This is a genomic window from Clostridium sp. ETTB3 (assembly GCF_053571985.1).
On record NZ_CP199832.1, the window covers coordinates 2,667,861 to 2,682,500 of the forward strand.

Annotated in this window: 10 protein-coding genes, 3 tRNA genes and 4 rRNA genes (1 of these 17 cut by a window edge); 2 read left to right on the forward strand and 15 right to left on the reverse strand. The window is 34.6% G+C overall.

What is annotated here, in order from left to right; translation table 11 throughout:
* Positions 1-511 precede the first annotated feature (511 nt).
* Positions 512-2,027, reverse strand: a 16S ribosomal RNA gene (locus ACUN06_RS12725).
* A gap of 502 nt (positions 2,028-2,529) precedes the next feature.
* Between ACUN06_RS12725 and ACUN06_RS12730 the strand changes: the two genes are divergently transcribed.
* Positions 2,530-3,207, forward strand: a complete 678-nt coding sequence (locus tag ACUN06_RS12730) for a uracil-DNA glycosylase (protein ID WP_291736877.1) — start codon at positions 2,530-2,532, stop codon at positions 3,205-3,207.
* 61 nt (positions 3,208-3,268) lie between these two features.
* Here ACUN06_RS12730 and ACUN06_RS12735 read toward each other — a convergent pair whose 3' ends face one another.
* Positions 3,269-3,466 carry a hypothetical protein gene (locus tag ACUN06_RS12735; RefSeq protein ID WP_291736878.1) on the reverse strand — a complete coding sequence of 66 codons (198 nt, stop codon included), beginning with the start codon at positions 3,464-3,466 and terminating at the stop codon, positions 3,269-3,271.
* 197 nt (positions 3,467-3,663) lie between these two features.
* A tRNA-Phe gene (locus ACUN06_RS12740) sits at positions 3,664-3,739 on the reverse strand.
* Between the two features lie 132 nt (positions 3,740-3,871).
* Here ACUN06_RS12740 and ACUN06_RS12745 point away from each other — a divergent pair.
* The gene (locus tag ACUN06_RS12745; RefSeq protein WP_449389918.1) at positions 3,872-4,309 is read left to right on the forward strand and encodes a hypothetical protein; all 438 of its coding nucleotides are present in this window, start codon (positions 3,872-3,874) and stop codon (positions 4,307-4,309) included.
* Between the two features lie 86 nt (positions 4,310-4,395).
* On the opposite strand, the gene ACUN06_RS12750 is transcribed toward ACUN06_RS12745, so the two are convergent.
* From ACUN06_RS12750 to ACUN06_RS12805, 12 genes are all read right to left on the reverse strand, one after another.
* Positions 4,396-5,352, reverse strand: a complete 957-nt coding sequence (locus ACUN06_RS12750; protein WP_449389919.1) for a CPBP family intramembrane glutamic endopeptidase — start codon at positions 5,350-5,352, stop codon at positions 4,396-4,398.
* A 182-nt stretch (positions 5,353-5,534) separates the two neighbouring features.
* Positions 5,535-6,029 carry a CinA family protein gene (locus tag ACUN06_RS12755; RefSeq protein WP_449389920.1) on the reverse strand — a complete coding sequence of 165 codons (495 nt, stop codon included), beginning with the start codon at positions 6,027-6,029 and terminating at the stop codon, positions 5,535-5,537.
* A 106-nt stretch (positions 6,030-6,135) separates the two neighbouring features.
* Positions 6,136-6,372, reverse strand: coding sequence for a hypothetical protein (locus ACUN06_RS12760; protein ID WP_291735157.1), 237 nt, complete (start codon positions 6,370-6,372; stop codon positions 6,136-6,138).
* A gap of 205 nt (positions 6,373-6,577) precedes the next feature.
* Positions 6,578-8,665 (reverse strand): elongation factor G, encoded by a 2,088-nt coding sequence (gene fusA, locus ACUN06_RS12765; RefSeq protein WP_449389921.1) that lies wholly within the window; start codon positions 8,663-8,665, stop codon positions 6,578-6,580.
* Between the two features lie 339 nt (positions 8,666-9,004).
* The gene (locus tag ACUN06_RS12770) at positions 9,005-9,481 is read right to left on the reverse strand and encodes a VanZ family protein (protein ID WP_449389922.1); all 477 of its coding nucleotides are present in this window, start codon (positions 9,479-9,481) and stop codon (positions 9,005-9,007) included.
* A gap of 28 nt (positions 9,482-9,509) precedes the next feature.
* Positions 9,510-9,953 (reverse strand): hypothetical protein, encoded by a 444-nt coding sequence (locus ACUN06_RS12775; protein ID WP_291735163.1) that lies wholly within the window; start codon positions 9,951-9,953, stop codon positions 9,510-9,512.
* 97 nt (positions 9,954-10,050) lie between these two features.
* Positions 10,051-10,203, reverse strand: coding sequence for a hypothetical protein (locus ACUN06_RS12780; RefSeq protein WP_291735165.1), 153 nt, complete (start codon positions 10,201-10,203; stop codon positions 10,051-10,053).
* Positions 10,204-10,389: 186 nt separating this feature from the next.
* Positions 10,390-10,465 (reverse strand) — tRNA-Ala (locus ACUN06_RS12785).
* A gap of 5 nt (positions 10,466-10,470) precedes the next feature.
* Positions 10,471-10,547, reverse strand: a tRNA-Ile gene (locus ACUN06_RS12790).
* A 9-nt stretch (positions 10,548-10,556) separates the two neighbouring features.
* Positions 10,557-10,673 (reverse strand): 5S ribosomal RNA (gene rrf / locus ACUN06_RS12795).
* 125 nt (positions 10,674-10,798) lie between these two features.
* Positions 10,799-13,706 (reverse strand): 23S ribosomal RNA (locus tag ACUN06_RS12800).
* A gap of 474 nt (positions 13,707-14,180) precedes the next feature.
* A 16S ribosomal RNA gene (locus tag ACUN06_RS12805) occupies positions 14,181-14,640 on the reverse strand; it runs 1,056 nt beyond the window's last position.
* The 16S, 23S and 5S rRNA genes sit together here with 2 tRNA genes alongside, the layout of an rRNA operon.

Consider the following 14,640-nt stretch of genomic DNA (forward strand, 5'->3'; position numbering starts at 1 on the left):
TATCTTATTACTTCGTCAACTATGAAATCTATTCATTCACGTACACAAGTACTGTTCATTTCATATCTTTCTTGTTTCCTTGTACTAAGCTATATTAAACTTCGTAACCTATCAGTCAAAAATTTTCAAAGTTTTGCATTTAATATTTTCGCAACAACTCTTAATTACTTCAGAGTTGTAAGTTCGAATTACCAAATTAAAATTTGGATTCTCACTTAAGAATATTTCTTGGCTTACTTCTCAATATGTTTTGAAGTTATATATAATTCATGTGCAATTTTCAAAGAACAAAATTTACAGTTATAAACTTAGCATTACTACGTCAACTTCCTCGTTATGCTACTCACGTATATCATACGCTCCATTGCTCATTCGTCGTTTCCTCGTACTGCTTACTTCTAACAGTAAATTAATTTTGAGAAACATGGTTTCTCAAAATTGAACAGACTAGTTAAACCAGTATCTTTTAAGATTTACGAAACAAACATCTTGTTGTTTCATTTCTCCATAGAAAGGAGGTGATCCAGCCGCAGGTTCTCCTACGGCTACCTTGTTACGACTTCACCCCAATCGCTGACCCTACCTTAGGGCGCTTCCTCTCTTGCGAGTTAGATCACGCACTTTGGGTATTGCCAACTCTCATGGTGTGACGGGCGGTGTGTACAAGGCCCGGGAACGTATTCACCGCGACATGCTGATTCGCGATTACTAGCAACTCCAGCTTCATGTAGGCGAGTTTCAGCCTACAATCCGAACTGAGACAAGTTTTTGAGTTTTGCTCCACCTCGCGGTATTGCGTCTCTTTGTACTTGCCATTGTAGCACGTGTGTAGCCCTAGACATAAGGGGCATGATGATTTGACGTCATCCCCACCTTCCTCCCGGTTAACCCGGGCAGTCTCGCTAGAGTGCTCAACTAAATGGTAGCAACTAACAATAAGGGTTGCGCTCGTTGCGGGACTTAACCCAACATCTCACGACACGAGCTGACGACAACCATGCACCACCTGTCTTCCTGTCCCCGAAGGAACTTTCCCGATTAAGGGTAATGCAGGAGATGTCAAGTCTAGGTAAGGTTCTTCGCGTTGCTTCGAATTAAACCACATGCTCCGCTGCTTGTGCGGGCCCCCGTCAATTCCTTTGAGTTTTAATCTTGCGACCGTACTCCCCAGGCGGAATACTTAATGCGTTAGCGGCGGCACAGAGGTCATGACAACCCCTACACCTAGTATTCATCGTTTACGGCGTGGACTACCAGGGTATCTAATCCTGTTTGCTCCCCACGCTTTCGAGCCTCAGCGTCAGTTACAGTCCAGAGAATCGCCTTCGCCACTGGTGTTCTTCCTAATCTCTACGCATTTCACCGCTACACTAGGAATTCCATTCTCCTCTCCTGCACTCTAGACTTCCAGTTTGAAATGCAGCACCCAAGTTGAGCCCGGGTATTTCACATCTCACTTAAAAGTCCGCCTACGCTCCCTTTACGCCCAGTAAATCCGGACAACGCTCGCCACCTACGTATTACCGCGGCTGCTGGCACGTAGTTAGCCGTGGCTTCCTCCTCAGGTACCGTCATTATCGTCCCTGAAGACAGAGCTTTACAACCCGAAGGCCGTCATCACTCACGCGGCGTTGCTGCATCAGGGTTTCCCCCATTGTGCAATATTCCCCACTGCTGCCTCCCGTAGGAGTCTGGGCCGTGTCTCAGTCCCAATGTGGCCGATCACCCTCTCAGGTCGGCTACGCATCGTCGCCTTGGTGAGCCGTTACCTCACCAACTAGCTAATGCGCCGCGGGCCCATCTCATAGCGGATTGCTCCTTTAATTGCTACTTCATGCGAAGCTACAATCTTATGCGGTATTAATCTTCCTTTCGAAAGGCTATTCCCCTCTATGAGGCAGGTTGCCCACGTGTTACTCACCCGTCCGCCGCTAGCTTCACTCCCGAAGGAGATTCACTCGCTCGACTTGCATGTGTTAGGCACGCCGCCAGCGTTCGTCCTGAGCCAGGATCAAACTCTCACTAAAAAGTTTAATCATTTGCTCAAATTACTTTGAGATTTTAAAAGGTCCAAATTCAATTTATTGAATTTGTAAGTTCGAATTACTAAATTTAAATTTAGATTCTCACTCATCTCATAAAGAATTGCTGGTTTACTTTAACTATATTCTGTTCAATTTTCAAAGACCATTTACTCTGTCGCACAAAAGCGACTTCCTTATCTTATCATTTTGATTAATATCTGTCAACTTTGTTTTAAAAGTTTTTTTATATTAATTAAATGATAATCATCACTTACTAATCAACTTTAATTTGTTTGATTTGCATCAGCGACGTGTTTTATATTAACATCATTTATTTATTATAATTTTCATTTTTCCATTATTTTATCTAAATAATTTTAATTATTTATCATTTTTCTTCTTTTTTCTCTTTTTTTCTACTATTGATATACTAGGTAACGTTTGTGTTATAATTATCTAAAATTTATAACTTAATTTCAAAAATTACTTATTTGAGGTGAATAAAATGAGACAAATACTAAAAAATGATTGGAATGAACTTTTAAAAGATGAATTTTCAAAAGATTATTATTTATCATTAAGAGAATTCTTAAAAAATGAATATACTACTAAAATAATTTATCCTGATAAATATGATATATTTAATGCTCTACATTATACTTCTTATAAAGATGTAAAAGTTGTTATATTAGGGCAAGACCCCTATCATGGACCAAATCAAGCACATGGATTAAGTTTTTCGGTAAGTCCAGGAGTTAAAATCCCTCCTTCTTTATTAAATATATATAAAGAACTTAATTCTGACTTGGGATGTTATACTCCCAATAATGGATATTTAAAAAAATGGGCTGATCAAGGTGTATTGCTTTTAAATACTTCTCTTACTGTAAGAGCTGGTGAAGCTAATTCACATAAAAATAAAGGTTGGGAAATATTCACTGATAAAATAATTTCCTTAATCAATGAAAAAACAGATCCCGTTGTCTTTTTATTATGGGGTAATAATGCTATTAACAAAAAAAAGCTAATAACTAATAAACAACACTTAATTTTATCATCTGCCCATCCTAGTCCTTTATCTGCATCAAGGGGATTCTTTGGAAGTAAGCCTTTTTCTAAAATTAATAAATTTCTTGTTTCTGTTAATAAAGCTCCTATTGATTGGCAAATAGAAAACATATAGCAAAAAAAGTTAGATTCATTATAAAATGATCTAACTTTTTTATTATTATATTTTAAAAACATTATTTCTTATGTTTCTTTAATCTCTTATAATAAGAATATACAAATGATACTATAATTCCTATAACTCCACCTGCAGAAAATCCTAATACTATGTCTTCCAATACCATTCCAGAAACAATTCCTATTCCTACTCCAATGGCTATTCCCTTAGTTAAATATTCATATTCCTTATCTGAAAGCATAATTTTTTCCACCATTGCATATCTCCTTATTTTTATAAACAAACTTTCTTTATATTATTTTACCATATTAGTTATTTAAAGTAAAGAGTTATTGCTTACTATTTCTAAGTATTAATTTTAACTTTTAAAAGAGTTGTTGTTATTTTTTTATTGATTAAACTATATTATGAAAATAAAAAAAAAGTAACTTACCAAAATGTAAGTTACTTTCCTGGTGGCTCGACCAGGAATCGAACCAGGGACACGAGGATTTTCAGTCCTCTGCTCTACCGACTGAGCTATCGAGCCTTAACAACTTTAATATACAACATTTTTAATATTATGTCAAATACTTTTTTATATTAAGAATATTTTCATATGTAATTTTTTATTTATATTTAAATATAAATATATAATATAGAAATTATTTAGGAGGTAATTTTGAAATACTTTATATTTATATTATTAATATTAATTATTATATTTATGTATTTTTATTATGAAAAAAAACTTACAATAGCCAAAAATAGGATATTAAGAACCTCTTCACAATTTAATAACATTAGAAATGAATACAGAAATTCTATAGCTAAAACTAAGCATTTAAATGTCAAGTTTGTACAACCTTCAATAACAACTGCTATTGCAAATAATAAGTCAACTATATTTTTAGCTCCAACAACTGATTCTCCTCAATTAAAAACATTAGATATAAAAATGGAAGTTAAAATTTTAGATAGTGCTATTATTGATAACAGAACTTGGTTTTATGTTAGCTTACCAGTTGACACATTATATAATTGTCGAGGTTGGATAAATGAAAATGATTTTTCTTTAGTTTATTCATTATCAAAGGATATTCCATCTAATTTTAAATAACAAAAAGTCTATGTAATAATATATAAAGTAATTAATCTTTATAATTACATAGACTTTTATTATATTAAATTTTCTTTTTAATTTTATTACAATATTGCTCTAATAAAATTAATTATTAGAGGTATCCTTATCATAAATATTAAATAAATAATAATTATACTAATAAATTGAATATTAAATACTTTTTCATTGCTTTTACTATATCCTATTCCAACTTCTTCCTTTATAATTATTCCTCTTTTAATGTTTAACTTCATTAATTTCTTTATTATGAAAAATGCTACTATCCCAAAAGCTAATGCTATAGTTCCATATATTCCTGCTGTAATAAGCTTATATGCCATAGGCATACTCTTTAAACTTATTTCTGTTGATTCCTGTATTATAGTATTATTGTTGTATGTTAAACTCATTATTTTTTGAATTGTTATTGAAGTTCCATTAATTAAAAAATGAATTAATGCAGATGCAAATATAGTATTTGTTATTCTAACAACCAATGCCAATACAAATCCTAATATTGTAGCATATAAAAATTGTTGAGCATCTAAATGCATTATTCCAAATAATAATCCAGTTACCATAGAAGATAAATATATATTTTTATCTTCATATCCAGATAAGACTACACCACGTATAGTTATTTCTTCTGTAATTGCTGGTAAAACAGCTACTAATAATAATAATATAATATATGGTGAATTTACTATATTAGTCATAAAATTTCCTATTTTATTTTCAAAGAAAAATTGTGATATTAATGAAAAAAAAGTCATAATAGGCTGACAAATAAACGCAAGTAATCCTATCAATAAGGCATCCTTAAAATATAGCTTGTTTAATTTTAAAGTTCCTCTTATTGATTGTTTAGTTATAATTAAATATATTATTGCAGGTATAATAAAAATAATGCTGTGATTTATAAAAAGCATTAACTTAATATCAGTTATATTAAATATCTCAAATATTTTTGACACTGGTAAAAATAATTGTAATAACATAATTATCAAAAAATATGTATTTGCCTTAGAAACCTTTCCCATAAATTTCTCCTTATATAAAAATTTTATTAACTTAAGTGTATATTAAATTTAATTGGTGATAATAATATAAATGAAGTTTAAAACTTCATAGTTAATCGCCTCTCCCCCATTTTATTTATATACAAAAATAATCCCTTTAATGTATTAAATAATATTATTGGGATTATTTTCGTTACATTTTTTTATTCATAATTATTATCCTTAAGTTCTTTTATCATCATATTAATTGCATAATTAGTAGCTAAAGTTCTAACTTCATTTCTATCCCCTGAGAAATTGCATTTTTTCACTATTGTTTTTCCATTTAAATATATAGCTATATAAACTAATCCTATTGGTTTTTCTATAGTTGCTCCACTTGGACCAGCTATTCCCGTGGTTGCAATAGATGCATTAGATAAACTTTCCCTTGCTATTCCTTCTGCCATTTCTTTAGCAGTTTGCTCACTAACTGCACCATATTTACTTAATGTTTCTTCTTTTACTCCAAGTCTTTTTATTTTTGCTTCATTAGAATATGTAACTGCTCCTTCTAAAAAAACACTTGATATTCCTGGATAAGATATTAACTTTGCTGCAACCATTCCACCAGTGCACGATTCTGCTGTTGATATAGTTATATTATTTTTGCACAAAATATCACCTATAATATTCTCAATAGAATTTTGATTTTTCATTTAATTCACCTCAAGTTTTTATAAATATAATTATAATATATTTGCCTATAAATTTACATTAATATTTTTTAATAAAAACCTCTAAAGTAAATTTCTTTAGAAATTTTTATTTATATTTATTAGCATTAATATAATAATCCCCTAAATTATTTATTCCTTCTTCTAATATACAAAAATTGCTTTCTTTTAACATGGAGGTAATAATATTTACATGTTGCCTATTTGACTGATCTAACGTTATAGTAAAATTATCATTTTTATCTACTATCCCCATATAATCATAGATATCACTATATTCCCCAAGCCCTAACTTTCCTCTAATATCCATCTTATAGTCTGGCATTGCTATACCCTCCTATTATTTTTCCAATCTTATCAATTTCTTAATTGTCCTTATTTTATGCATTTTTTTGCAATTTTATTCTATAACTTTAATTTTTATATAAAAATGAGCTATATAAATAAAATGGATTTTATATCAAAAATATTTTAAATGCTACTTTCAATGTATATTCCCATTTTAAATTAATATAACTCATTAATATTTTCTATGCTTCTGCTTTTAATTTTTTACTTTCTTCCAATATCTTGCTTACTTCAGTAGCTGGTACTTCTTCATATCTTAAAAATTCACTAAAATAACTACCTCTTGCTTGTGTCATTGACCTTAAATCAGTTGCATAAGTAAACATTTCACCCATAGGAATTTCTGCACTTATTCTTTGAAGTTTTCCTTCTGGTTCCATTCCAATTACTCTACCCCTACGCTTATTAATATCGCCCATTACATCTCCCATATAATTATCTGGAACTAATATTTGAACATTCATAATAGGTTCTAATAATATAGGTTTAGCTGCTTCTAACCCCTTTTTATAGGCTATTGATGCTGCTATTTTAAATGCCATTTCTGAAGAATCTACAGGATGATAAGAGCCATCATATAATGTTGCTTTAAGTCCCACAACAGGGTAACCAGCTAAAACACCACTTGTAATGCATTCTCTTAATCCTTTTTCTACAGCTGGTATAAAGTTTCTAGGAACTACACCTCCAACTACCTTATCAATAAATTCTAAATCTAATTCTCCATCTCTTCTTGGTTCAAACTTAATCTTTACATCACCATATTGTCCGTGTCCACCTGATTGCTTTTTATGCTTTCCTTGTACATCTGAAGTGCCTTTTATAGTTTCTCTATAAGGAACTTTTGGCTCTTGTAATATTACTTCTGCGCCAAATTTACTTTTAATTCTACTAGCTATTACTTCTAAATGTGTCTCTCCTAATCCCCAAACTATAGTTTCTGCATTTTCCACATCTCTTTCAATTTTAAATACAGGATCTTCTTCCATTAACTTTGACAATGATAATGATATTTTTTCTTCATCACCTTTAGATTTTGGTAATATTGCCATTGGCATTACTGCCTTAGGTAAATTAATTTTATCATACATTACTTTAAATTCTTCACTACATAATGTATCTCCAGTTGCGGTATATTGCAACTTAGATACTGCACCAATATCTCCAGAAACTATTTCTTGTGTTGAAATTTGATTTTTTCCCTTTAAGAAAAATAAATGATTTAACTTTTCTTGCTTATCTTTATTAGGATTTAATGCTATCATTTCTCCATTTATTTTTCCTGTAATTACTCTAAATAATGATATTTTCCCTACAAAAGGATCTGCTATAGTTTTAAATACAAAAGCTGAAAAAGGTTGTTCTTCGTTAATATTTATGAAAACCTCTTTATTATTATTTAAATTTACTGCCTTTTGAGGAATTGAATGTTCTGGTGATGGGAAGCTCTTAATTATACTATCAATCATTGATTTTATTCCTATCATTTTTGTTGCACTACCACATAATACTGGTGCTATATCTCCATTAGCGCATCCTTTAATTAATCCATTGTATATATCTTCATCATTTAATTCACCATTGTTTAAATATTTATCTAATAATTCTTCATCAGTTTCTGCAACAGCTTCCATAATCATTTGTTTACACTCATCTATTTTATCTATTAAATCTTCAGGAATATCTGCCTTTTCCATTCGTGAAGTATTAGGATTATATATTAATGCTGATTTTGAAATTATATTAACTATTCCATTAAAATTATTTTCTTTTCCTATTGGATATTGAATAGGTACTACACTCATACCAAATTTCTCTTTCATCTGCTCTAATACCTTATCAAAGTTTGCATTTTCCCTATCCATTTTATTAATAAAAAATGCCCTAGGCAATTTGATATTTTCACAATAATCCCACGCTTTTTCTGTACCAACTTGAACACCTGATGCTGCACATACTACTATAGTTGCAATATCCACAGCCCTCATTCCTTCAGCTACTTCACCTTGAAAATCAAAATATCCTGGCATATCTACTATATTAACTTTAATGTCATCTACTTCAAATGAAGCTACTGATGTTGATAATGATATCTTTCTTTTCTTTTCTTCTTGTTCATAATCCATTACAGTAGTTCCATCATCAACTTTTCCCAATCTATCTGTATTATTTGTATAAAATAATAATGCTTCTGTTAAAGATGTTTTTCCAGTTGCCCCATGTCCTATTAATCCTACATTTCTAAGGTTTTTATAATTATAATCTTTCATAATATAGTGATAGTGCTACCATTTAGCACTATCTTTCACCCACCTTTCCTTATATAGATTGATTAATTATCATTTTACTAATTAATATTATTTAAAGTTATAATTAATTTTTATGAATTTGTTACATTAAATAGTACATAATTAAATTTATTCTATTTTATATTATTATTTTCATTCAATTTAAATTATTTCAATTATTTATAGTTTAACCAACTAACTTATCATTTTATTCTTATATTTATATATATTGTAAAATTAAATTTTAATTTTACAATATATATAAATATCAAAAAATAAATCATTAAAATTATCTCTTAATTGTAAAAAAGATCATTGCATTTATTTAGCAATGATCTTTGATGAAAAATTTTTATTTATTTTTTTATTTTTAAAACTATAGACTATATAATTTATAAAACTTGCAAATAATCCCCCAGAAAAATCAATAATTACATCTCTTAAAGCCATTTCTCGTCCAGGTATAAAATATTGATGAATTTCATCTGTAGTTGCATATCCTAGTACCACAAATAAAGAATATATTCTTGCTTTCTTTATTTCTATATAATTCTTTAATACCTCAAAAGCTAACCAATATAATATAAAATACTCCGTAAAATGTGCTGTTTTTCTAACTACAAATGATGCTAAAGAGCCTAATTTACTATTTAAATCAATACCAAAAAAAGCAAGCATATTAATAAATGAGTTACTTTGCTGATTAGATATATGCGCTGGCTGATTTGACATTAAAAATATTAATAACATCCATGCTATTAATAATATCCAGTTTATTATCATTCTTTTGTTTCCCATATTCTCTCCTTGTCATAATTTTAAAATTTTAATTTTTTTCAACTAAATATCTATTAATATAAGCTAAAGATTCTTCCAATATTCCTTGGCTTCCTTCAAGATCTTGTAATTTAACTTCTAAATTACATATTCTTTGATCTAATTGATACATCAATTCTTTAATATCATTTAATAATTTGGCCTCATAAGATACTTGAATACCATCTGAATCTATATATATCTTTTCAGGTGTTCCTCCACATTCAGTACATTTTGCATATATTCCTTCTTTTTCAGTATCTCTAAATACCTTAAATGTATCATTATTACACTTTGAACAATTAGATAAAATAATAAAATCATAATAGCTTATATCAAACTCATATTTACTTTTACAATGTTCACATGTCAGTACTAAATTATTACCTTGAGTTTCTATAAAAAAGGTATTTCCTGAACAACCTTCTTTTTCGCATACCACTGTTCTTATCATAAATAACCCCTCCTATATTTATATAAAAATATAATTCCTTCAAAAATTATTATGATATTTTTTTTTATAATATGCTTAAATAACAATACCTTAAAATTTATTTTACTATCAACGATTCTTTATCTAATTCCTGTTTTATTTTCTTAATTTCTTCATCTACATCACTTGTATTCTTCCCTGCTAATACCAACTCTCTCTTCTTTAATTTTAAGTCTATTATTTTTTGTTCTAAATTTACCTTTTCTTCCATATAACCACTCCCATTCTTATTTTTATATAAGAACATATTATAATCTATACTTAAAGTATTATATATACTATTATATAATACTTTATTAAAATCATAGTAAAAAAACAATAATAAATTTAAATTTATTTTACGACAAAATAATATAAACTTATAAAACAAAAAAGCTACGATTAAAAATCGTAGCTTTGGTGGAGGTAAAGGGAGTCGAACCCTTGACCCCTTGCGTGCAAGGCAAGTGCTCTCCCAACTGAGCTATACCCCCAAAAATGGTGGACCTTCAGGGACTCGAACCCCGGACCTACCGGTTATGAGCCGGTTGCTCTAACCAACTGAGCTAAAGATCCTCAGTGTTAACCTGGCAACGTTCTACTCTCCCACACGGTCACCCATGCAGTACCATTGACGCTGTAGAGCTTAACTGTCCTGTTCGGAATGGGAAGGAGTGTTTCCTCTACGCCATCATCACCAGATATCTGAGTTCCAAAGAATTCTAATATCTCATTTATATTAATTATTATACAGTAATTATAATTAACTGTCAATAACTTTTTTATAAATTATTCTCTGAAAATTGCACATGAATTATCTTATATTATTGGTCAAGCCCTCGACCTATTAGTATCAGTCAGCTACATACGTTACCGCACTTCCACCTCTGACCTATCAACCTTGTGTTCTTCAAGGGGTCTTACTAGCTTATGCTATGGGAAATCTCATCTTGAGGGGGGCTTCACGCTTAGATGCTTTCAGCGTTTATCCCTTCCCGACTTAGCTACCCAGCCATGCTCTTGGCAGAACAACTGGTGCACCAGAGGTCAGTCCATCCCGGTCCTCTCGTACTAAGGACAGCTCCTCTCAAATTTCCTACGCCCGCGACGGATAGGGACCGAACTGTCTCACGACGTTCTGAACCCAGCTCGCGTGCCGCTTTAATGGGCGAACAGCCCAACCCTTGGGACCTACTACAGCCCCAGGATGCGACGAGCCGACATCGAGGTGCCAAACCTCCCCGTCGATGTGGACTCTTGGGGGAGATCAGCCTGTTATCCCCGAGGTAGCTTTTATCCGTTGAGCGATGGCCCTCCCACGAGGTACCACCGGATCACTAAGCCCGACTTTCGTCCCTGCTCGACTTGTAGGTCTCGCAGTCAGGCTCCCTTCTGCCTTTGCACTCTACGAACGATTTCCGACCGTTCTGAGGGAACCTTTGGGCGCCTCCGTTACTTTTTAGGAGGCGACCGCCCCAGTCAAACTGCCCACCTAACAATGTCCAGTCACCAGATTCATGGCGTCCTGTTAGAACCCCAGTACTGTCAGGGTGGTATCCCAAGGTTGACTCCACTAAGGCTGACGCCCTAGTTTCCCAGTCTCCCACCTATCCTGTACAGACAATACCGGAATTCAATGCTAAGCTACAGTAAAGCTCTACGGGGTCTTTCCGTCCAATCGCGGGTAGCGAGCATCTTCACTCGCACTACAACTTCGCCGGATTTGCAGTTGAGACAGTGCCCAAGTCATTACGCCATTCGTGCGGGTCAGAACTTACCTGACAAGGAATTTCGCTACCTTAGGACCGTTATAGTTACGGCCGCCGTTTACTGGGGCTTAAGTTCACACCTTCGCTTGCGCTAAGTGTTCCCCTTAACCTTCCAGCACCGGGCAGGCGTCAGCCCCTATACATCAGCTTACGCTTTAGCAGAGACCTGTGTTTTTGCTAAACAGTTGCTTGGGCCTATTCTCTGCGGCCTGCTCTCGCAGGCACCCCTTCTCGCGAACTTACGGGGTCAATTTGCCTAGTTCCTTAACTGCAATTCTTCCGCCGGCCTTAGGATTCTCTCCTCATCTACCTGTGTCGGTTTGCGGTACGGGCACTACTTCTCTCTCTAGATGCTTTTCTTGGAAGCATGGAATCATGTACTTCGGTCTTAATGACCTTCCCCATCACGCCTCAGAATTGTTACAGCGGATTTGCCTACCGTAACTTCCTAAACGCTTAGACTAGCATTTCCAATCGCTAGCACACACTATCCTTCTCCGTCACACCCTCGATAATAACGATGGTAGTGGTATCGGAATATCAACCGATTGTCCATCGCCTACGCCTTTCGGCCTCGGCTTAGGTCCCGACTAACCCTCAGCGGACGAGCCTTCCTGAGGAAACCTTAGATATTCGGCCTGTAGGATTCTCACCTACATCTCGCTACTAATGCCAACATTCTCACTCGTAATCAGTCCACCGCTCCTTCCGGTACGACTTCAGCCCGATTACGACGCTCCCCTACCACTTGCAATTACTTGCAAATCCGTAGCTTCGGTGGTAAGTTTAGCCCCGGTACATTTTCGGCGCAGGATCTCTCGACTAGTGAGCTATTACGCACTCTTTAAATGAGTGGCTGCTTCTAAGCCAACATCCTAGTTGTCTTAGAAATCCCACATCCTTTTCCACTTAACTTACACTTTGGGACCTTAGCTGACGGTCTGGGCTGTTTCCCTTTTGACCACGGATCTTATCATTCGTAGTCTGACTGCCGGACTTAATGTATATGGCATTCGGAGTTTGATAAGGTTCGGTAAGCGATATGCCCCCTAGCCCATTCAGTGCTCTACCTCCACTACACATATCCGACGCTAGCCCTAAAGCTATTTCGGGGAGAACCAGCTATCTCCGAGTTCGATTGGAATTTCTCCGCTATCCACAGCTCATCCCATGCTTTTTCAACAGCAACGTGGTTCGGTCCTCCACGAAGTTTTACCCTCGCTTCAACCTGGCCATGGATAGGTCACCCGGTTTCGGGTCTACGGCATGCAACTAGTCGCCCTATTAAGACTCGGTTTCCCTTCGGCTCCGTACCTTAAGTACTTAACCTTGCTACATACCGTAACTCGTTGGCTCGTTCTACAAAAAGCACGTCATCACCCTCATAAGGGGCTTTGACCGGTTGTAGGCACACGGTTTCAGGTTCTATTTCACTCCCCTCCCGGGGTTCTTTTCACCTTTCCCTCACGGTACTGCTTCACTATCGGTCATCAGGTAGTATTTAGCCTTGGGAGGTGGTCCTCCCTGCTTCCCACAAGGTTTCACGTGTCTCGTGGTACTCTGGATCAGAACTTGATTATCTTGACTTTCACCTACAGGACTATTACCTCCTACGGTCCAACTTTCCAGTTGTGTTCGGTTAATCACGACTTCTCGTTAATGTTCTGTCCGCAACCCCAAAGATAAATCTTTGGTTTGGGCTCTTTCCCTTTCGCTCGCCGCTACTTAGGAAATCGATTTTTCTTTCTCTTCCTCTAGGTACTTAGATGTTTCAGTTCCCTAGGTTTACCCTCGTATAGCTATGTATTCACTATACGATACATGGGGTTTCCCATGTGTGTTCCCACATTCGGAAATCTCCGGATCACTGGCTATGTGCGCCTACCCGAAGCTTATCGCAGCTTATCACGTCCTTCATCGGCTCCTGATGCCAAGGCATTCACCATGCGCCCTTTGTAGCTTGACCTTTACTCGTTTACTATATCTTATTACTTCGTCAACTATGAAATCTATTCATTCACGTACACAAGTACTGTTCATTTCATATCTTTCTTGTTTCCTTGTACTAAGCTATATTAAACTTCGTAACCTATCAGTCAAAAATTTTCAAAGTTTTGCATTTAATATTTTCGCAACAACTCTTAATTACTTCAGAGTTGTAAGTTCGAATTACCAAATTAAAATTTGGATTCTCACTTAAGAATATTTCTTGGCTTACTTCTCAATATGTTTTGAAGTTATATATAATTCATGTGCAATTTTCAAAGAACAAAATTTACAGTTATAAACTTAGCATTACTACGTCAACTTCCTCGTACTGCTTACTTCTAACAGTAAATTAATTTTGAGAAACATGGTTTCTCAAAATTGAACAGACTAGTTAAACCAGTATCTTTTAAGATTTACGAAACAAACATCTTGTTGTTTCATTTCTCCATAGAAAGGAGGTGATCCAGCCGCAGGTTCTCCTACGGCTACCTTGTTACGACTTCACCCCAATCGCTGACCCTACCTTAGGGCGCTTCCTCTCTTGCGAGTTAGATCACGCACTTTGGGTATTGCCAACTCTCATGGTGTGACGGGCGGTGTGTACAAGGCCCGGGAACGTATTCACCGCGACATGCTGATTCGCGATTACTAGCAACTCCAGCTTCATGTAGGCGAGTTTCAGCCTACAATCCGAACTGAGACAAGTTTTTGAGTTTTGCTCCACCTCGCGGTATTGCATCTCTTTGTACTTGCCATTGTAGCACGTGTGTAGCCCTAGACATAAGGGGCATGATGATTTGACGTCATCCCCACCTTCCTCCCGGTTAACCCGGGCAGTCTCGCTAGAGTGCTCAACTAAATGGTAGCAACTAACAATAAGGGTTGCGCTCGTTGCGGGACTTAACCCAACA